14 protein-coding genes are annotated in these 19693 nt (G+C 72.7%); 6 read left to right on the forward strand and 8 right to left on the reverse strand.

Features of this window, described 5'->3' with window-relative positions:
* Positions 1 to 157 precede the first annotated feature (157 nt).
* The 3 genes from DMB66_RS46320 to DMB66_RS46330 form a co-directional block, all read right to left on the reverse strand.
* Positions 158 to 2860 carry an ABC transporter permease gene (locus tag DMB66_RS46320; RefSeq protein WP_125810486.1) on the reverse strand — a complete coding sequence of 901 codons (2703 nt, stop codon included), beginning with the start codon at positions 2858 to 2860 and terminating at the stop codon, positions 158 to 160.
* The gene (locus DMB66_RS64635; protein ID WP_233625326.1) at positions 2857 to 3033 is read right to left on the reverse strand and encodes a hypothetical protein; all 177 of its coding nucleotides are present in this window, start codon (positions 3031 to 3033) and stop codon (positions 2857 to 2859) included. The genes DMB66_RS46320 and DMB66_RS64635 overlap by 4 nt, the downstream gene beginning before the upstream one ends.
* Before the next feature lie 255 nt (positions 3034 to 3288).
* Positions 3289 to 4512 (reverse strand): styrene monooxygenase/indole monooxygenase family protein, encoded by a 1224-nt coding sequence (locus tag DMB66_RS46330; RefSeq protein WP_125810487.1) that lies wholly within the window; start codon positions 4510 to 4512, stop codon positions 3289 to 3291.
* 306 nt (positions 4513 to 4818) lie between these two features.
* On the opposite strand from DMB66_RS46330, the gene DMB66_RS64640 reads away from it, so the two are divergent.
* Positions 4819 to 6423 carry a ricin-type beta-trefoil lectin domain protein gene (locus DMB66_RS64640; RefSeq protein WP_233625327.1) on the forward strand — a complete coding sequence of 535 codons (1605 nt, stop codon included), beginning with the start codon at positions 4819 to 4821 and terminating at the stop codon, positions 6421 to 6423.
* A gap of 40 nt (positions 6424 to 6463) precedes the next feature.
* Here DMB66_RS64640 and DMB66_RS46340 read toward each other — a convergent pair whose 3' ends face one another.
* Complete coding sequence (locus DMB66_RS46340; RefSeq protein WP_125810488.1) at positions 6464 to 6877, reverse strand: VOC family protein; 414 nt, start codon at positions 6875 to 6877, stop codon at positions 6464 to 6466.
* Between the two features lie 101 nt (positions 6878 to 6978).
* Between DMB66_RS46340 and DMB66_RS46345 the strand changes: the two genes are divergently transcribed.
* The gene (locus tag DMB66_RS46345; protein ID WP_125810489.1) at positions 6979 to 7947 is read left to right on the forward strand and encodes a YafY family protein; all 969 of its coding nucleotides are present in this window, start codon (positions 6979 to 6981) and stop codon (positions 7945 to 7947) included.
* 134 nt (positions 7948 to 8081) lie between these two features.
* On the opposite strand, the gene DMB66_RS46350 is transcribed toward DMB66_RS46345, so the two are convergent.
* Together DMB66_RS46350 and DMB66_RS46355 are read right to left on the reverse strand one after the other, a co-directional pair.
* Positions 8082 to 9116 (reverse strand): LacI family DNA-binding transcriptional regulator, encoded by a 1035-nt coding sequence (locus DMB66_RS46350; RefSeq protein WP_199753022.1) that lies wholly within the window; start codon positions 9114 to 9116, stop codon positions 8082 to 8084.
* Positions 9117 to 9148: 32 nt separating this feature from the next.
* Positions 9149 to 9925 carry an ATP-binding cassette domain-containing protein gene (locus tag DMB66_RS46355; protein ID WP_125810490.1) on the reverse strand — a complete coding sequence of 259 codons (777 nt, stop codon included), beginning with the start codon at positions 9923 to 9925 and terminating at the stop codon, positions 9149 to 9151.
* 123 nt (positions 9926 to 10048) lie between these two features.
* Here DMB66_RS46355 and DMB66_RS46360 point away from each other — a divergent pair, with 123 nt between their 5' ends.
* The 4 genes from DMB66_RS46360 to DMB66_RS46375 all read left to right on the forward strand — a co-directional run bounded on the left by DMB66_RS46360 (position 10049) and on the right by DMB66_RS46375 (position 16759).
* A complete protein-coding gene (locus tag DMB66_RS46360) occupies positions 10049 to 11416 on the forward strand; it encodes a glycoside hydrolase family 125 protein (RefSeq protein ID WP_199753023.1) in 1368 nt (455 codons plus the stop codon).
* A 492-nt stretch (positions 11417 to 11908) separates the two neighbouring features.
* Complete coding sequence (locus tag DMB66_RS46365; RefSeq protein WP_125810492.1) at positions 11909 to 12964, forward strand: ABC transporter permease; 1056 nt, start codon at positions 11909 to 11911, stop codon at positions 12962 to 12964.
* 68 nt (positions 12965 to 13032) lie between these two features.
* Positions 13033 to 14028 carry an ABC transporter substrate-binding protein gene (locus DMB66_RS46370; protein WP_199753024.1) on the forward strand — a complete coding sequence of 332 codons (996 nt, stop codon included), beginning with the start codon at positions 13033 to 13035 and terminating at the stop codon, positions 14026 to 14028.
* 85 nt (positions 14029 to 14113) lie between these two features.
* Positions 14114 to 16759 (forward strand): glycoside hydrolase family 97 catalytic domain-containing protein, encoded by a 2646-nt coding sequence (locus tag DMB66_RS46375; RefSeq protein WP_125810493.1) that lies wholly within the window; start codon positions 14114 to 14116, stop codon positions 16757 to 16759.
* A gap of 43 nt (positions 16760 to 16802) precedes the next feature.
* Here DMB66_RS46375 and DMB66_RS66280 read toward each other — a convergent pair whose 3' ends face one another.
* Positions 16803 to 18581, reverse strand: coding sequence for an HNH endonuclease (locus DMB66_RS66280; protein WP_125810494.1), 1779 nt, complete (start codon positions 18579 to 18581; stop codon positions 16803 to 16805).
* Positions 18582 to 18705: 124 nt separating this feature from the next.
* Entirely contained in the window at positions 18706 to 19689 is a 984-nt protein-coding gene (locus tag DMB66_RS46385) for a hypothetical protein (RefSeq protein WP_125810495.1), read from the reverse strand.
* Between the last annotated feature and the right edge of the window lie 4 nt (positions 19690 to 19693).

The raw sequence follows: 19693 nt of genomic DNA on the forward strand, positions 1-19693 counted from the left end.
CGCTGCCCCCACCTCCGGCAAACCACGCTGCCACCCAACGCGGACCATCTCAAACGATCCGCAACCGACGCCCAAACCCTGCCAGACGACCTCTGGGCACACTGATCGCTGCCCCCGCCTCCGGCGGGCAACCGCGGCCTATCCGTCGCCCGCTGGCCTATGGTCGCCGCTCGATCGGCAGCCGGGAGCGGGTGAGCAGGCCGGCGCCGAGCATCGCCACCACCGGCACCACCAGCAGCGCGATGGTGACATTGAGCCAGGGCACCGCGATCGGGTACGGCGTGGGAACCGGCCAGACGTCGTCGAGGTTCCGGTTGTCGGCCGCCAGCACCGCCGTCGCGGCGCCGAGGCCCGCGATCGCGCCGAGTACCGAGCCGAGTCCGGCGATCAGGCCGGCCTGGCTGAGCGACAAAGCCCGGCGGACCCACGGGGACGCGCCCACGGCGGCCAGCATGGCGAGATCCGCGCGGCCGTCCGCGGCGGCCAGCCCGGTCGCGATCGCGGCGGCGCCGAGGGTGATCACACCGGCCACGATGGCGAGCACCAGCAACGACGCGCGGTCTGGCTGCGGGCGGCGCTCGACCACCACGTCGTACCCGTTGCCGAGCGCGGCCCGCAGCCGGTCCTGCTCGGCGACCGTCGGCACGCGGTTGGTGGTGGCCAGCGTCACCAGGGTGCTGCCGGACAGGCCCAGCGACCGTGCGGTGTCCGGGCTGAGCAGGGCCAGCGGCGCCCGCGGCGGCTGCGCGAACGCGATGCCCGGTGCCGTGACGGTGCGGATCACCTCGCCGGAGGGATCGGCGCGCACCTCCATCGTCGCCCGGCCGTTGTCCAGCAGGCGCGGGTCGTCGACGACGACGGCTCCGGCACGCATCGCGGTGGCCACCCGCGTGGCCTCCTCCGCCGGGATGTCGACGAGCGCGCCCACCGCCTCGGGGTCGAGGACGAGGGTCATGCCGACGTCGGAACTGAGCGCTCCGCCGAAGTAGTCGTACCGATTGCCGACGCCGTCACACCGGGCGTCGCGGCGGGCGGCACGCTGCTCGGCGGCGGTCGGATCGCGCCCCCGGCCGAGGTTCGCATACGGGCAGCGGCGCTCGGGTGGTGTCCGCGCGACCACGAGGCACTCCTGGGTGGCGCAGGTCGCTTCGCCGATCTGGTGGATCCGCGCCACCGGCAGGGTGCTGCGCAGTGCCGACGACACCTCGGGCGGCGTCGCGAACGAGCCGCCCGGCCGCGTCTTCTGCCCGGGGTCGGCGGCGGACACGAACACGTCGCCGACCCGTCCCAGCGGCCGGTAGTCCGCCCGGGCGCGCGCGTCGCTCGCGGTGAGCACCATCCCGACGGCGAGGGTGGGGATGACCGCGGCTATCACGGCGGAGATCGCCGGGGCCGCGGCAGTGCGGTTGCGGGACGTGTCCCGGAGCGCGATGCGCGGGGCCAGCGGCAGGAAGCGGCCGAGCCGGGTCACCAGGCCCACGATGGCCGGCGTGCACAGCACCAGCCCGAGCTCGGCGAGGACCAGCCCGGCGAGGACGAGCGGCGCGTCGACCCGCCAGGCACCGACGGCGGCGACGGCCACGCCCACCGCGCCGAGTGCCGTGCCGAGCACCACCCATCGCCGCCGCGACCGGGTGATCCCACGCCGTCCGGCCAGCGCGGCCACGACGTCCTGGCGGGCGGAGATCCAGGCGGGCACCAGCGCGGCCAGCACCCCGGTCACCACCGCCAGCCCCGCGAGCACCGCCAACGCCAGCGGGAAGACCCGCAACGGGCCCGACCTCACATGGGTGAGGTGTTCCTCCAGCCCGGGGCGGACGCCGGCGGCCACGGCGACGCCCAGCAGGACGCCGGCGCCGGCCGCGACCGCGCCGAGCACGACACCGTCGGCGAGCACGATCCGGCGGACCTGTGCCGGGGTGCCGCCGACGGCGGCGACCAGCGCGAGGTCGCGGCTGCGGCGCCGGGCACTGACCGCGAACGCCGGCCCGGCCAGCAGGACGATCTCCAGGGCTGCCAGCCCGGCGATCAGCATCAGCAGACCGGTCTCCGACACACCCGCCTCCTGCCGGAACTCCGGGTATCGCTCGTCCACGCCCGGTGGGTGCGCGAGCACGTGCCGGGAGACCGCGACCACCCCGCGCGTGTTGAGCCGCTTGACGTCGGGCCAGGTGAGCGGGCCGGGCGTGGCGACCAGCCAGGTCACCGCACGCGGGTCGGCGGGCGGGCCGCCGGGGCGCACGACGATCGCCGTCGCCCGGATGTCGGTCGGGTCCTCCACCAGGCCCACCACGCGCAGGGTGCGGCTGCCGTCGGCCGGGCGCACGGTGCCGCCGAGCCGCGTGCCCAACCGCGCGGTGGCTGCCGGGGTCAGGGCGACCTCGTCGGCGGCTGCGGGCGGGCGCCCGGCAACCGGACGCAGGATGCCGCGCGCCAACGGATCGGCGTAGTCCAGGGCCCGGGTCGCGACGACACCGATACCGGTCGCGGTGTGCACGGTCAGCCGGCCCGGGTGGTCGCTGATCGCCCGGCTGCCCGGTGGCAGCAACGCCAGCAGCCGCGACAGCGTCGGTACGGTCTCCGGCACGGCAGCCGCCGCCCGCGGTGCGGAGAGATAGGAAAGCTCGGCCGGGTCCTGATACAGCGGGTCTTCCTGCGGCCACCGCATCGCGGCCTGTCCGGCGCCCATGAGCCGGTCAGCCTCCTCGCCGGGGCGCAGCGTGAAGGTGTCGTACGTGACGGACGTGAACGCCATGGCCGCCACCGGCAGCGCGATCATCGCGATGACCAGCGCCGAGCGCCCCCGGGCCCGCCGCGCCTCGCGCCGCGCCACCCGCAGCGCGGCCCGCCAGCCGGTCATCCGGCACCGCCGGGGAAGCACGCGCCATAACCGTCCAGGTCCGCCTCGCCCAGCGTCTCCTGCGCCAACCACCGGGCCCGGCGCATTCGCATGCCGTCGAGCTCCAGCGGCAGCGCCCCGTTCTCCGCCGCGGTAAGGCAGGGCAGCAGGTTGAGACCGTGTCGAACCGACATGGCTACCGAGTATGCATACTCGGTATGGGGTTGGCAACCCGGCGCCACCCGGAGCCCCGGCCCCGGGGACGCCCGCCGGGCTCAGGCGGCAACCTCGGCCAGACACGCGACAGCCCGACCCCGAAGACACCCACCCAGCTCACACAGCAACCTCGGCCAGACACACGACAGCCCGACCCCGAAGACACCCACCCAGCTCACACAGCAACCTCGGCCAGACACACGACAGCCCGACCCAGGAGACGCCCGCCCGGCTCAGACGGTGACCTCGGCCAGGTACGCGGCAGCCCGGTCCGGGTCCATGAACCAGTGGTAGAAGTCGCGCGGCTCGTCGAAGCCGTTCGCGAAACGGCGGGCGATACGCGGGTTGCCCCCGGCGGCGCCGAGCAGGTCGAGCACGTGTGGGGGCGGCGGCGCCAGCAGCGCGTTGGTCCACCCGGTCACGTAGCGCGCGTAGTCCCAGTAGCGGTCGAAGGTGGCCTGCATGAACGCGGCGTCGAAGGGTGCGTCGCGATGCTCGAGGATGCTGCCGAGATACGAGGCGGCGCACTTGCCGGCGCTGTTGGAGCCCTGCCCGGTGATCGGGTCGTTGAGCACCACCACGTCGGCCAGGCCGAGGACGACGGCGCCGGACGGCAGGACGCCGACGGGCTTGCGGACGGTGGGCGGGAAGCGGCCGGCGAGGGTGCCGTTGTCGTCGGTGAGGCTGATGTCGCCGGCGCGGGCGGCCTCCCACGGCAGGAACCGCTCGAGCAGCTCCTTCGACCTGCTCAGGTGGTCGGCCGGGGTGCGAACGTCGCCCCAGCAGTCCATCGGCCCGCCGGGGACGCCCTCGAACACCATGATCTCGCACGGGCCGGACGTGGTCAGGGCGGGGAAGACGAAATACTCGCCGACGCCGGGGATGAGATTGAACGACACCGCCGCGTACCCCTCCCGGGGCGCCAGGCAGTGCACGTACGTCAGGGCCAGCGCGCGCTGGGGTTTGTCGTACGTGGAGCGGGCTTCGTCCCGGGCGAAGAGCCCGGCGATGTCCCCCTTGCCGGCAGCGACGATGACCAGGTCACCCTCCCGGGCGTACGCCTCGAGGTCGTCGACTCCCGCGTCGGCGGCCTCGATCTTGCCGCCGCGGCTCTCGAACTCGGTCATCCACGCGGGTATCTTGACCCGCTGGTCCACCGACTGGGCCGGCAGGTCCAGGCGCGACGCCCAGGAGAAGGCCTTGCCGCCGGCGCCGTCGGGCACAGTGAACGAGACCCCCGCGACCGGCGGGCACTCGCCGTCCCAGAGATTGAGCCCGAGGGTGCGCTCGCGGGCGAGCGCGCCGCCGAACATGCACTGGCTCGACATCACCCTGCCGTGGCGGATCTGCTCGGCGGTGCGGTTGGACACGATGGTCACGTCGTAGCCGGCGTCGATGAGGCCGATGCCGAGCTGGAGCCCGGCCTGGCCGGCGCCCACGATAATGATCTTGCGCATGGTCGATGCTCCGTCTTCGCTGGTCGGGAACGCGGGTTCATCCGGAAGGCGTTGATTCTGCCCGGATCAACGGGCGACAGCCCCGGCCGGATGCGCGGCGACTGTCGCGCTCACCGGCGGCGCCGACGACCTTGATCACGGACTGTCCACCCGCCACTCTCACGCCGTCATTGAAGGTTAAATCTTTTATAGATCGCGTCCGGCGGTTTGACGGAGAACGTCAGTCATCGATATCTTCCGCGCTGCTCACTCGCGTTGACCTGGAGTTTTGTCCGGGCGCGTCCACTGACGAACAGATGGGTTCCGGTGACTCCTCACCATCGATCGGCGTTGCTCGCGGCTGCCGCCTCGCTCGCCGTCATCTCCGCGCTGTACGCCTGCGGCACCGCGCCCGCCGCGCAGCCGAAGGCAGCGGCCCAGGCCGGCGTCGCCGTCCCCGCCGCCGGCGCCGGCGCCGGTGCCGACTCCGCCGCGGCCGGCAGCAGCCAGGCGCCCGCCGCGAGCGCGGTGAAATTGTTCGGGCGCGACGCCAGGCCGCTCGCCCGGGTGCCCAAGGACAACCCGCGCAAGGGCCTGATCTACCGCGGCCTGACCGTGGCCAAGACAGGTCCGTGCGTGGGTGGCTACCGGATCGGCACCGCGGCGGAAGCGCCGTGCACCCACGGTCCGGACGCGCCGCCGCGGGACGTGTCGGTGAAGGCCGCGGCCGCGCCGGTGACCGCGGCCGCCGCGGCTGCCGCTGCGGACGGCCTGCCGGTGTGCGAGGGCGACGGCGTCTCCGGGCGGCGGGTGGAAGTCCTCTACGTGCACGGCGCCACCAGCCAGTACGCCAAATATCTGGACACCTTCCGGGTACGGGCCGAGCAGGTGGACGACATCTACTACCAGAGCGCCCTGGAGACCGGTGGGGTGCGGCACGTGCGATATGTGACCGAGACGGTCGACGGGGTCTGCCGCCCGGTCGTCCGGGACGTGCGGATCGCCGACTCCGAGATCCGCGACTTCGACAAGGCCCGCGCCGCGGTGGCCGGCCTCGGCTACAACCGCGCCGACCGCAAGTACCTGATGTTCGTGGACATCAATGAATACTGTGGCATCGGCGAGTTCCTCGGCGACACCACCAAGTCGGACGCCAACCGGTCCAACGGCATCGGCTATTCCCGCGTCGACAACGGCTGCTGGCAGTATCCGGATGTGGCGGCCCACGAACTGGGGCACAACCTGGGCGCGGTCAACTACGACGCCCCCAACACCTCACACCAGGGACACTGCGTCGACGAGTACGACGTCATGTGTTACAAGGACGCCAACGAGACCGTGCTGCGCTTCCCGTGCGCGGCACAGTCGCACGACATGCGGCTGGACTGCAACCACGACGACTACTACCACACCAACCCGTCGCCGGGCAGCTACCTGGCGAAGGAGTACAACGTCGCGGACAACCTCTTCCTGATCAAGGGCACCGGCACGACGCCGGCCCCCAGCGCCAGCGCCAGTGCCAGTCCCACGCCGGCGAGCAGCCCGGCCGCGACGGTCCAGGTGGTCGGCGGGGAGTCCGGCCGCTGCGTCGACTTGAACGCGGACATCGTCGACAACGGCTCGCAGGCCCAGTTGTGGGACTGCCACAGCGGCCGGAACCAGGCGTGGACCTACACCTCGCAGCAAGCGCTGTTGCTGCACGACGGCAAGTGCCTCGACGCGTTCGGAAAGGGCACCGCGGACGGGACCAGGACCGTCGTCTGGGACTGCAACGGCCAGACCAACCAGCAGTGGTCCTTCACCGCGAACGGCACGCTGACCAGCGTGCTGTCGGGACTGTGCCTCGACGCGTCGGCCGGCCGTACCAATGGCACGAAGCTGCAGCTACGCACCTGCACCGGCAGCGCCAACCAGCAATGGACCCGCAGGTAGCGCCGATCCTAGCCGGCGGCCCCTCCACCGGGCCGCCGGCTCACGCCGGCCGGACGTCGAGCACCCAGGTGATGCCGAACGGGTCGGTGAGCATGCCGTACAGCGGCGCCCAGCCGGCCGGGCCGAGGTCGACCAGGACGGTCGAGCCCTCGCTGAGCTTCTTCCAGTAGCCGGAGATCTCGTCGGCGTCCTCGCCGCGGACCGAGACGAAGAACGGGCTGTCGCCCCGGCTCCACGGTCGCGACGACGGCACGTCGTACGCCATGATCTGGAAGCCCTCCGGGGAGGTCACCTGGCCCCACATGATCTGGTCGGCCTCATCCGGATTCCCCACGTTGTGGGCGTCGGCGTAGCTGACCGCGACGACGTCACCCCCGAACACGGACCGGTAGAACTCGAGCGCGGCCCGGGCGGTGCCCCGCAGGTTGAGGTGGGCGACGGTGTCGATGCTCATTGCTGCTCCTTCTGTTCTCCGCCGGCTGTTCACCGGCACGAGGGAACGATCGCAGGGGTAGCGGACAGGGAGTGGCCGCTACTTCGGGGAAGATCGGATTCATGCCCAAGACCTCGGCTCGGCTGCTGTCGCTGCTCTCCCTGCTGCAGGCCCGCCGGGACTGGCCCGGCGGCCTGCTGGCCGAAAGACTGGAGGTCAGCCCGCGCACCGTGCGGCGCGATGTCGACCGGCTGCGCGAGCTCGGCTATCCGATCCGGACCTTCAAGGGGCCGGACGGCGGATACCGGCTCGACGCCGGAGCCCAGCTGCCGCCGCTGCTGTTCGATGACGACCAGGCCATCGCCATCGCCGTCGCACTCCAACTCGCCACCGCCTCGGGCGCCGGCATCCAAGAGGGCGCGGCCCGCGCGCTGAACACGATCCGGCAGGTCATGCCCGGCCGGCTCCGCCACCGCATCGACACCCTGCTGGTCACCGCCGTCGAACAGCCCACCACCCGCCGGGAACCCCCGCTCGACAGCACCGTGCTGACCGCCCTCGGCGGCGCCGTCCACACCCACGAAGTGCTCCGCTTCGACTACCCCCCGGCCGCCGCCGGTACGGACGCACCCCCACGCCGGGTGGAACCCCACCACCTCGTCACCTGGAAAGGACGCTGGTACCTCGTCGCCTGGGATCTCGACCGGGCCGACTGGCGGATCTTCCGCGCCGACCGCATCACCCCGCGCACCCCGACCGGCCCGCGCTTCGCCCCGCGCCACCTACCCGCCGCGGACGTGGCCACCTTCGTCACCGCCCGGTTTCGGGGCTCCTCCGACTCGGCCGCCTGGCCCTGCGTCGGCGAGGTCATCCTCGACCTGCCCGCCGCCGCCGTCGCCGCCCACACCCACGACGGGCTCGTCGAGGAACTGGGCGCCGACCGCTGCAGACTCCTCCAGGGCTCCTGGTCGTGGCCGGGCCTCGCCGCCGCGCTCGGCCGCTTCGACGCCGACATCGAGGTCATCGGGCCCGCGGCGCTCAAGGTCGCCTGCGCCGACCTCGCCCGCCGCTACGCCAAGGCGGCGGAATGACACCGCCTCGCCGGTCAGGACCGCCCTGCCGGACGGGAGAATCCGGGTAGGCGATCAAGACCGCCCTGCCGGACGGGAGGACCCAGGTGGGCGATCAAGACCGCCCTGCCGGACGGGAGAACCCGGGTAGGCGATCAAGACCGCCCTGCCGGACGGGAGAACCCGGGCGGGCGGATCTCGCCGCTGCCCCGCGGCACCAGCGTCGGGCGGACCACCCGGCGGGTCTGCGGCCCGGCCCAGCCGTCGATCCGGGCGAAGAGCGTCTGCGCGGCCACCGTACCCAGCACCCCCGGGTCGCCGGCGACCACCGTGACCGGCACCGGCAGCATGTCGGCGAGGGGGAAGTCGTCGAAGCCGACGACGGCCACGTCGCGGCGCGGGCCGAGCGCGCGCAGCAGCCCCTGGGTCATGAAGCCGGTCGTGGTGAACACCGCGGTCGGCGGGTCGGGCACCGCGAGCAGGTCCCGCGCGGCCCGCTCGGCTTCGTCGACCGAGCCGGTGGTCAGCCGCCGGATCAGGCCGGCGTCGACGCCGCCGGCCTCGGCGCGCATCGCGTCCCGGAAGCCGCGTAGCCGTTGCGCGGTCGCCCACAGGCTGGGCGCCACGATCGCGCCGATCCGGCGGTGTCCGTGCGCGACCAGGTGGCTCACCGCCATCCGCGCGCCGGCCGCGTTGTCGAGCACGACCTCGTCGGCGTCGAGGCCGCCGCCGGGCCGGTCGACGAAGACCACCGAGGTGCCGAGGTCGAGCTCGGGCCGCAGATAGCCGTAGTCGCGGCCGCCCGGCACGATGAGCAGCCCGGCGACCTGCCGGCCGAGCAGACCGTCGATCAGGGCGCGCTCCCCCTGCGGGTCCTCGTCGGCGCTGGCCAGCACGGCCGCGTAGCCCCGGCTGCGGGCCACCGCGATCACCGCGTGGGCGACGGCGGCGAAGAACGGGTTGGTGAGGTCACCGAGCAGCAGGCCGATGTCGTCGGTGCTCTGCCCCGAACGCATCGCGCGCATGCTGCGCGCCACCTCGTTGCGCCGGTAGCCGGTCGCGGCGATGGCCGCCTCGACCTTCGCCCGCGTCTCGCGGCTGACCCGGCCCTCCCCGTTGACCACCCGGGACACCGTCTTCATGCCCACGCCCGCCAGCTGCGCGACCTGACTCATCGTCGGCCGGGCCATGCGCCCGCCTCCTCCCCGTCGTGCCCGTCCGCCTACGGCTCGGGCATCGTCTCGACCGCGCCGGTCATGGCGCCGAGCACCCGCTCGGCGGTCGCTTCCGCCCGCGAGTAGACCGCGACCCGCCGGCCGAGGCGCAACACCTCGATCCGGTCGGCCACCTCGAAGACGAAGGGCAGATTATGACTGACCAGCAGCACGGACACGCCCTGCTCCCGTACGGACTCGATGAGCGCGCGCACCCGGGAGGTCTGCACCACGCCCAGTGCGGCCGTCGGCTCGTCCATCAGCACCAGGCGGCTGGCCCACAGCACCGCGCGGGCCACCGCGATGCCCTGCCGTTGGCCGCCGGACATGGTGCCGACCTCGCTGCGGGTGTCCTGCAGGCCGACGCCGAGCCGGGAGAAGGCCGCGTCGGCCTCGGCCCGCATGCGGGGCTTGTCCAGCATGCCCAGCCGGCCCAACAGCCCGCCGCGGAGCACCTCGCGGCCGAGGAACAGGTTGGCGGCCGGGTCCAGATCCGGCGCGAGGGCCAGGTCCTGGTAGACCGTCTCGATGCCGTGCCGGCGGGGCGCCAGCGGGTTGGCGAAGGTCGTCGGCTCCCCGTCGACGGCGATCCGGCCGGCGTCGGGCTGGATCACCCCCGAGATCACCTTGATCATCGTGCTCTTGCCCGCGCCGTTGTCGCCGACCAGCGCGACGACCTCGTTGCGGTGCACGGTAAGGGCGGCGCCCTGCAGCGCCCGCACGGTGCCGTAGTGCTTGGCGATGCCGGAGAGTTGCAGGATCGGGGCTTCGGCGTGGTCACTCATGTCGCGCCTCCGGGTCGGCGGTGGCCTGGATCTCACCGCGGATGACAACGCTGTCGCAACCGACAGTACTGGGGTAGCGTGCGCTGTCAAACACCCGAACGACCAGGCCCGGGAGGTCATCTAGTGTCGCCGGACGCCCTGCCCGCCGGCCTGGCCGCGGTGGTGGACCGGGCCGCGGCCCGGCTGGAGCCGGAATTCGGCGCGGGCGCCGTGCTGCGCCGGTGCTTCGCCAGTGCCTGGACCACCACGCTGGGCGGCCGGCCCGACGAACCGTTCGTCAGCACCGGGGACATCCCGGCGATGTGGCACCGCGACACGGTCGGGCAACTGCGGCCGTACCTCAGCGGCGTGGCCGACCCGCAGGTGCTGCGAGTGCTCGGCGGGGTGGTCCGGCGCATGGCCGGCGCGGTGCTGGCCGACCCGTACGCCAACGCCGTCAACGACGGACCCACCGGGGCGCACGCCGACCCGCACGACCGGCCGCCGCCCGCGCCGGGGGTGTGGGAGCGCAAGTACGAGGTCGACTCCCTCTGCGCGGTGCTGTCGTTCGGTTACGAGCTCTGGGCGGCCAGCGGGTCCGTGGCGCACCTGGACGAGCGCTTCGCCGCCGCGACCGCGCTGATCCTCCAGCTGTGGCGGGTCGAGCAGGATCACGAGCGGGCCTCGCCGTACCGGTTCGAGCGGGTGGCCGGACCGTTCCGGGGCGACACCCTCGACCGGGGCGGGCTCGGCTCGCCGGTCGCGCACACCGGGATGACCTGGTCCGGCTTCCGGCCCAGCGACGACCGCTGCACGTACGGCTACCTGGTCCCGGCGAACGCCATGGCGGTCGTCGCGCTCAACAGCGTGGTGCACCTCGCCGAGCGCGGCGTGTTGCCGGGCGAGCTGGGCCTGGGGGCCCTCGACCTCGCCGTCGAGGTGGCCGGCGGCATCGCCCGGCACGGGGTCGTCGACACCGGGGCCGGGCCGGTCTACGCCTACGAGGTGGACGGCCTCGGTGGCGCCAACCTGATGGACGACGCGAACGTGCCCAGCCTGTTGTCGCTGCCGTACCTGGGCTGGTGCGACATCGACGACCCGCTCTACCGGCGCACCCGGGCGGCCGTGCTCAGCGCCGCCAACCCGTACCACTACCGGGGCTCGGCGGCCAGCGGCGTCGGCAGCCCGCACACGCCGCCGGGCCACGTCTGGCCGATGTCACTGTGCGTCCAGGCGATGACCAGCGGCTCGCGCGAGGAGGCGGCGGCGCTGTTCCGGACGCTGCTGGCCACCGACGCCGGCACCGGCCAGATGCACGAGAGCTTCCACGTCGACGATCCGGCCACCTTCACCAGGCCGTGGTTCGCGTGGGCCAACTCGCTGTTCGCCGAGGTGGGGCTGCGGCTGGCCGGTGTGCCGGCGCCCCGGATCGTGCCGCCGATGCCGCCCGAGGTGGCCGACGCGGTGCACACGGCAGGCTCGGCCGTCGCGGTCCGCTCCCCCACGGCCTGAAACCGGGGCCACGCGGTGAAGGTCCGGCGCGGCGCACCCGCCACAGCCTGAAACCGGACGCCACGCCGCGAAGGTCCGGCGCGGCGCACTCGCCGCGGCCCGAAACCGGACGCCACGCCGCGAAACTCCAGCACAACCCCACCCACCACACGCCCGAAACCAGGCGCCACGCCGCCAAACTCCAGCACAACCCCACCCACCACAGCCCGAAACCAGGGCGCCACGCCGCCAAACTCCAGCACAACCCCACCCACCACAACCCGAAACCAGGCGCCACGCCGCCAAACTCCAGCACAACCCCACCCACCACAACCCGAAACCAGGCGCCACGCCGCCAAACTCCAGCACAACCCCACCCACCACAGCCCGAAGCCTGAGGCCACGCCGGCAACGTTTCCGTCGTGGTCGTTGACGTTCACCGAGTCACGGGGTTACCGTCCCTGGTCATGGCGGTGACAACGCTGTCACATCCGAGACGGATTGAGGTGGGCGATGGCAGAGCGCGAGGCAGCCCCGGGCGTTGTCGACCCGGCGCCGGCCGCCGAAGACCCCGCCGATCCACCGGCGCGCCGGCCGTACGGGATTCTCCAGTCCTTGCGGCACACCCAGAAGAGCTGGTCGGTGCTCGTCCTGGCGGTCCTGATCGCGCTCTTCTCGGCGCTGCGGCCGGAGCAGTTCGTCTCCCTGTTCAACGCCAAGAGCATCGCCGTGGACGCGTCCAGCTACCTGCTCATCGCGGTCGGCATGACGTTCGTGATCACGATCGCCGGCATCGACCTGTCGGTGGGCTCGGTGCTGGTCTTCTCCGGCGTGGTCGGGCTCAAGGTGATGCTCGCGATCGGCGGCACCGGGCCGCTGACCTGCCTGGCCGGGCTGGGCGCCGCGCTGGTCGCCGGGCTGCTGTGGGGCCTGCTCAACGGGCTGCTCACCACCCGCGGCGGCATCTCACCGCTGATCGCCACGCTGGGCACCTTCGCCGCGGCGACCGGCCTCGCCTTCGTCCTCGCCGGCGGCCAGGACATGCACGGGGTGCCCGACACGCTGGCCAACACCCTCGGCTTCGGCGACCTTTTCGGCATTCCGTACACGGTGCTGCTCGCGCTCGTCGTGGCCGGCGCCGGCGCGTTCGTGATGTCGCAGACCCGGTTCGGTCGCTACACGATGGCGATCGGCTCGAACGAGGAGGCGGTGCGGCGTGCCGCCGTCAACGTCAACCGGCACATCGTCAAGGTGTACGCCCTCTCCGGCGTGCTCGCCGGGCTGTCCGGCTTCGTGAGCCTGGCCCGGTTTCAGACCACCACCCTCAACGGCCACCAGACAGACATGCTGCAGGCCATCCTCGCCGTCGTCATCGGCGGCACCAGCCTCAGCGGCGGCGTCGGCACCGTGCTGGGCACGGTGGTCGGGGTCGCCATCCCGTCGGTGCTCACCGACGGCTTCGTCATCCTCGGCTTCGAACCGTTCTGGCAGCAGGTCGCGCTCGGCACCGCCCTGGTCGCCGTCGTCATGGTCGACCAGCGGCGCCGACGAGCCAAATCCCGCGGCTAGGCCCGCCGCCTGACCTACCACCCACCCACGCTCACTCCCCATGCCCATCCTCTGAAAAGGGGCTCCTGATGACCAGAAGAGCGACCGTCTGCCTCGCCATACTCGCCGGCCTCACTACCACGCTGGCCGCCTGCGGCTCGGACGGCTCGGGCGCGTCCGGCACGTCCGCCGACACCGGTACGAAGAAAGTCAAGGTCACCTTCATCGAGGGCGTCGCCGGCGACCCGTTCTACGAGACCATGGCCTGCGGCGCCAAGGAGCAGGCCGCCAAGGACAACGTCGACCTGACCGTGCAGGGCGCCAAGAACTGGGACGTCAGCCTGCAGATCCCGCTGCTGAACTCGGTCATCGCGGCCCGGCCCGACGCCCTGTTCATCGCGCCGAACGACTCCAACGCCCTGGTACAGCCCCTCAAGCAGGCCACCGGCGCAGGCATCAAGGTGGTGCTGGTCGACACGACGCTCGCCGACACGAGCTTCGTCGCCTCCGCGATCGCCAGCGACAACTACAAGGGCGGCAAGGCGGCCGCGGACGCGCTCGCCAAGCTCGTCGGCGAGAAGGGCAGCGTGCTGCTGGTGGGCGGCCAGCCCGGCGTCAGCACCGCCGAGGCCCGGCAGAAGGGCTTCGAGGAGGGGCTGCGGGCGTACCCGAACATCAAGTACGTCGGCAACGTCTTCACCGCCAACGGGGTCGCGAAGATCTCCCAGCTCGTCTCGGCCCAGCTCGCCGCGCACCCCGACCTGGTCGGGGTGTTCGCGCTGAGCACCGACCAGAGCGAGGGCGCCAACAACGCGGTCAAGGCCGCCGGCAAGGCCGGTCAGGTGAAGCTGGTCGGCTTCGACGCCGGGCCGACCCAGGTGGGCCAGCTCAAGGACGGCGTGGTGCAGGCGCTGGTCGCCCAGCAGCCCGGCCAGATCGGGGCGGACGGCGTCACCCAGGCGGCCGCCGCGGTCCGCGGCCAGCCGGTGACCAAGGAGATCGGCACCGACTCGACCGTGATCACCAAGGACAACGTCGACGACCCGGCGGTGGCCAAGTACCTCTACAAGACCAGCTGCTCCTGACGGGAAGGGCCGATCCGGCGGGCCCCGCCCGCCGGATCAACTAGGGTAGGCATCGTCCCACGTAAATATGCACGAGGGAGATCCGATGCGCCCCGGACGGTTGTCCTCCACTGTGGTCGGTGTCGTGCTGATGGCCGCCACGATCCCGGCCGCTGCCGCGGCTGCCGCGGACCCACACTCCTGGTCCGTGACCGGGCCCGGCGCGGCGGTGTCCGCCCGGCTCGCCCTCGACGAGACCGGTCACCTGAGCTTCGGCGTCGACCTGCGCGGCAGCGTGGTGCTCCCGCCCGCGCCGATCGGCATCACCACGACCGCCGCCGATCTGAGCACCGGACTCAGCTTCCTGTCGCGCAGCGACCGCACCGTCCGCGAGCGCTACACCCGCACCACCGGCAAGCGACTCGCCCGCGACGTCACCCTCGCCGAGTCCACATTCGCCTTCAGCGGCTCCGGCGGCGCGCGGCTCGACGTCGTCGTCCGCGCCTCGGCGGAGGGAGCCGCCTACCGCTACGTGCTGCCGGCCGGCGGCACGGTGACCGGGGAGGCCTCGTCGTACGCCCCGGCGCCCGGCTCACCGGCGTGGCTGCTGCCGTATTCGCCGAACTACGAGAACGCCCACGTGCAGACGACCGCCGGCGCGGCCGCCGCCGGCGACTACGGCTTCCCGTCGCTCTTCCAGGTCGGCACGGCCTACGTGCTGCTCACCGAGTCCGACGTGGACGGACGCTACTCCGGCGCCCGGCTCACCCACCCGGCCGGCTCCGGCGCGTACCAGATCAAGCTCGCCGACCCGCGAATCGTCGCGACCGGGCGGCTGGCGACTCCCTGGCGTACCGCCGTCGTCGGCGATCTCGCCACCGTGACCGGTTCGATGCTGGTCGACGACCTCGCGCCGCCCGCGAAGCTCGCCGACACCTCGTGGGTGCGGCCCGGCCTGGCCGCGTGGTCCTGGCTGTCGGAGCACAGCAGCCCGGCCGACCCGGTACGGCAGCGGCAGTACATCGACTTCGCCGCCCGCAACGGCTGGCCGTACGTCCTGATCGACGAGGGCTGGAGCGCCGGCTGGGTGCCCGAGGTGGTCCGCTACGCCCGGGCCCGCGGGGTCGACGTGCTGCTCTGGTTCCACTGGACGGCGCTGGACAGCGCCGCGGAACGCGACAGCACGCTGCCGCTGATCAGGTCCTGGGGTGTCGCCGGCGTCAAGGTCGACTTCATGGACTCGGACACCCAGGCCCGCTTCCAGTGGTACGACGACATCCTCGCCGCCACCGCCGCGCGGCACCTGATGGTGAACTTCCACGGCGCCACGATCCCGCGCGGCCTGCAACGGACCTGGCCGCACGTGATGTCGCTGGAGGCGGTCCGCGGCGCCGAGAACTTCCGGACCCGGGCCGCCACGAACACGATCTTCCCGTTCACCCGCAACGTCGTCGGCGGCATGGACTACACGCCGGTGACATGGGCGGTCACCGACCGGGACAGCACCGACGCGCACGAGGTCGCGCTGGCGCTGGTCTACGAGTCCGGCTGGCAGCATCCGGCCGACAAGCCCGAGACCTACGAGGCGCATCCCGAGGCCCTGCGGACGCTGAGCCAGCTGCCGACGGTCTGGGACGAGACCCGGCTGCTCGCCGGGACCCCCGGCCAGGAGGCCGTGTTCGCCCGCCGGCACGACGATCGCTGGTACGTGGGCGGCATCTCCGCGGTCGCCGCGAAGACCTTCACCACCGGGCTCGACTTCCTGGGCGGCGGCCGCTACCTCGCCGAGACCCTGCGCGACGGCGACCACGGGCTGGTCCGGGAGAGCCGGATCGTGCGCCGCGGCGACACCCTCGCGGTCCCGGAGCAGGCCAACGGCGGGTTCGTCACCGTGCTGTGCGCCTACACCGGGTCGGCGACCTGCGACCGGCCGATCCGGCACGTGCCGGCGACGACGCTGACCGTCGACCCGGCCACCGCGACCGTCCGTCCGGGAGAGACGGTCACCGTGTCGGCCACCTTCACGTTGCCCGCCGGCGGGCCGATCACCGGCGTCACGCTGGCCCCGGTGCCGCCCGCGGGCTGGAGCGTCGCGGGCGCGACCGTACGGGATGCGACCATGCGCGGCGGCGACTCGCTGCGCGGCAGCTGGCAGATCACCGCCGCGGCCGGCGCCGCCACGGGTTTCGTGGACCTGCCGGTGGCCGCCGGGTTCACCTTCCCCGGCGACCCGGGGTCGCCGGACACGCCGGGCCGGCGCGGAGTCCACGTCGAGCAGGCGGTGCGCGCCCTGGTGCCGCCGCCGAACCCCGGTGGGCCGGTCGCGGTGAGCGATCTGCCGTTCCTGACCGAGACCAACGGGTACGGACCGGTCGAGCGCGACAGGTCCAACGGGGAGGCCGGCGACGGCGACGGCAGGCCGTTGACGATCCGCGGGACCGCGTACCCGAAGGGCCTGGGCATGCACGCGCCGGGCGAGGTGACGCTCTGGCTCGGTGGGGCCTGCACCGGCTTCACGGCCGAGGTCGGCATCGACGACGAGGTGACCCAGCCGGGCTCGGTGGACTTCCAGGTGCTCGGCGACGGCCGGGCGCTGGCGGCCAGCGGCATCCGGCGCAGCGCCGACCCGGCCGCGCGGATCGCCGCGGACGTCACGGGGGTACGGGTGCTGACGTTGCGCACGACGGACGGCGGCGACGGCAAGAACTTCGACCACGCCGACTGGGCCGACGCGAGACTCACCTGCGCCTAGCGCCGCCATTCGTGATCATGGTTGGTGTGGGCTGCTGGAGTGGCTATTGGCGGCGGTGGAAAGTGTTTCGCTGGGGGCGGCGTTCGGGGTCGATGGTCGCTGGTGGGAGGAATTCGGGGTGTCCGTCGGGGCCGAGACGGGCTTGCCAGCCGCTGTTGTTGTGCAGGAGCCGGTGGTGTCGGCGGCAGATGAGGCAGGCGTTGGCCAGGTTGGTGGTGCCGCCGTCGGCCCAGGGGATGAGGTGGTGGCCTTCGGCCCAGCGCGCGGGTCTATCGCAATGCGGGAAAACACACCCGTTGTCGCGCAGGATCAGTGCGCGGCGTAGCGGGCCGGTGAACAGTCGTCGCGCCCGGCCGAGGTCGAGGACTTGGCTGTCGCCGCCGAGGACGGCGGGCAGGATGTGGGCGTCGCAGGCGTAGCGTCGGGCTTCGGCGGCGCTGATCGGGGCTCCGGTGTCCAGCCAACCCACCCTGTTTCCGACGCTGGCCTGACCGTGCGGGCCGGCACTGGCCCGGCCATGCGACGCGGCACCGGCCTGACCGTGCGAGGCGGCACCGGCCTGACCATGCGAGGCGACGCCGGCCTGACCATGCGACGCGGCACCGGCCTGACCATGCGACGCGGCACCGGCCTGACCATGCGACGCGGCACCGGCCTGACCATGCGACGCGGCACCGGCCTGACCATGCGACGCGGCACCGGCCTGACCATGCGACGCGGCACCGGCCTGACCGTGCGGGCCGGTGCTGATGCGGGTGTTCGGTCGGGGAGCCTGGCCACGGGCCTGACTGCCGTTGGTGGTGGTGTTGGCGGCGGCTGGCTCGACCTTCGCGGCTGGCTCGGCGTTCGTGGACGGCTCGGCCTTCGCGGATGGCTCGGCGTTCGTGGGTGGCTCGGCGTTCGCGGCTGGCTCGGCGTTCGTGGGTGGCTCGGCGTTCGTGGGTGGCTCGGCGTTCGTGGGTGGCTCGGCGTTCGCGGGCCGTTCGGCTGGCCAGAGTTGGTCGGTCAGGGTGGTGAATGGGACCGTGACGACTACCTGTGCCGGGTCACCACCCTGGCTGGGCAGGCCCGCGCCGTCGCGTAGCGCACCCGTGCACACATCCACCAACGCGTCCGCCCGCCGCTGCGCCGGGGTGCGCGACCCGGCCGGGTCCTGCCGGGGATGACACAACGGATCCAGGGCGGCAGTGACCGTGGCCGCACCAGACGTGTCGAGGAAACCAGACAACCGGACCTGACCATTGCCCAGCGGGCTGAGGGTGAACCCCCGCCGGCAACGCGCCCGGGCCTCCTCCCGGTCCAGGCGATCCGCTTCCCGCCGCTCGGCGACCTGCGGGGCGACATGAGCCAGGATCCGCGCCCCCAGCCTGCCCAGACTCACCGAGTCGAAAACACCCGCCTGCTCGACCAGCGCGGCCTCGGCCTCCTCGGTGACCTCCCGCCCCAGATCAGCCGGGAAATCCGTGATCATGGCCGCGATGGCCGTGGCCTGCTCAGCGGACACCGCGCCCGCACAGACCGCGTCGTCCAGCACCGGCCGCGCGTGCAACGCTCGCGCGAGGGCGACCAGCCCGGCCGCGACGCCGGGACTGACCCGCAACCGCTGGCGTAACCACACCAGGGTGCTGGTCGCGGCGTGTGCCCGCGGCACACCCCGCGACTGCGCCTGCCAGACCAGATGCGCGGTCACCGCGGTCAACTGCTGCACCGCCGCCCAGACCTGCTCCAAGCAGCCGACCAGATCCCCGTCCGCGACAGCCCAGGCCGGGGCTGTCGCACACACGGCAGCCGCACGACGGGCTTCGGAGACCAGTTCCAGCACCCGACCAATCTGGCACAGACAAACGACAGGATGAGAGGCCTGTGGATAACCCCGCAGCCCACCCAACCCCGCGCCGACGACACCCGCCGGCTCCAGACACGATCTCCAACGGCGGCTGCGAAACCTAGACCGCGCGGGCTACCGCGATGGTCGACGACGAGCGCTGGCCGGCCTCGTAGAACATGTACGAGACGCCGCCGTCGGTGCCGAAGGCGGGCGCGGCCGAGCGGCCGTTGTCGGGCGCGCCGCTCAGCGGGGCGTGGAAGACGCCGAGGTGGACCTCGCGGTTGAAGGCGTTGCCGACCTCGGTCAGGTACATCCGGCCGGAGCCGCCGTGATAGACGACGTAGGTCGTGCCGTTGCGCTTCAGCAGGTGCGGGCCGCTGAGGTCGGTCTGCCCGTCGCCGGCCGGGGAGACCAGCGGCTGCGGGTCGAACGACCAGTTCCGGCCGTCGCCGGACCAGCCCCAGAAGATCTTGCGGCCGGCCGGCGTCGCGGTGTGGTAGCCCATGAAGAGCATCACGAAGCGATTGCCCAGGCCCGGGACGGCGTGCTCGAAGACCCGGGCGTACGAGACCTCGGTCGTGTTCGGCACCATCGCGGTCGTCAGCACCACGCCCTGGTAGGTGAAGGTGATGCCGTCGGACGAGACGGCGAGCCGGGTCGTGGTGTTCTCGCCGTGGAAGTAGAGGTGGAACTGCCGGGTCGGCGCGTTCCAGATGACGTGCGGCGACGACACGTGACTCACCGAGTAGTGCGGTGACCAGGAGCGGGAGATGATCGGGTTCGCCGGGTGCTCGGTGAAGGCGCCGCCGAGCGAGTTGCCGTAGGCCAGACAGATGCCGCCCGGCGGGTCGTGCGGGGCGTACCAGAGGTAGTAGCGCCCGCGCGGGCTGCTGAGCTTGTCGTAGACGCCGCGGACGCAGGGGAAGATCAGCTCGTTCGTGGGGTTGTAGCGCAGCGTCGACTTGGTGAACGGCGTGCCGAGGTAGGTGTAGGCGGGGAAGCCGGCGGGGCCGGCCAGCGCCGCGGACGGGGACATGAGGGATCCCGTGGCGGTGGCCGTGCCGAGCACGACCGCGCCGCGCAGGAGCGAACGACGGTGCATGGTG

It is taken from the genome of Actinoplanes sp. ATCC 53533, from assembly GCF_003947245.1.

Coding starts and splice junctions, on each gene's coding strand:
- DMB66_RS46320 (WP_125810486.1), bottom strand. CDS start 2,860: ATGACCGGCTGGCGGGCCGCGCTGCGGGTGGCGCGGCGCGAGGCGCGG.
- DMB66_RS46370 (WP_199753024.1), top strand. CDS start 13,033: ATGACCAGAAGAGCGACCGTCTGCCTCGCCATACTCGCCGGCCTCACT.
- DMB66_RS64635 (WP_233625326.1), bottom strand. CDS start 3,033: ATGTCGGTTCGACACGGTCTCAACCTGCTGCCCTGCCTTACCGCGGCG.
- DMB66_RS46365 (WP_125810492.1), top strand. CDS start 11,909: ATGGCAGAGCGCGAGGCAGCCCCGGGCGTTGTCGACCCGGCGCCGGCC.
- DMB66_RS46385 (WP_125810495.1), bottom strand. CDS start 19,689: ATGCACCGTCGTTCGCTCCTGCGCGGCGCGGTCGTGCTCGGCACGGCC.
- DMB66_RS46330 (WP_125810487.1), bottom strand. CDS start 4,512: ATGCGCAAGATCATTATCGTGGGCGCCGGCCAGGCCGGGCTCCAGCTC.
- DMB66_RS46345 (WP_125810489.1), top strand. CDS start 6,979: ATGCCCAAGACCTCGGCTCGGCTGCTGTCGCTGCTCTCCCTGCTGCAG.
- DMB66_RS46375 (WP_125810493.1), top strand. CDS start 14,114: ATGCGCCCCGGACGGTTGTCCTCCACTGTGGTCGGTGTCGTGCTGATG.
- DMB66_RS46340 (WP_125810488.1), bottom strand. CDS start 6,877: ATGAGCATCGACACCGTCGCCCACCTCAACCTGCGGGGCACCGCCCGG.
- DMB66_RS46355 (WP_125810490.1), bottom strand. CDS start 9,925: ATGAGTGACCACGCCGAAGCCCCGATCCTGCAACTCTCCGGCATCGCC.
- DMB66_RS46350 (WP_199753022.1), bottom strand. CDS start 9,116: ATGGCCCGGCCGACGATGAGTCAGGTCGCGCAGCTGGCGGGCGTGGGC.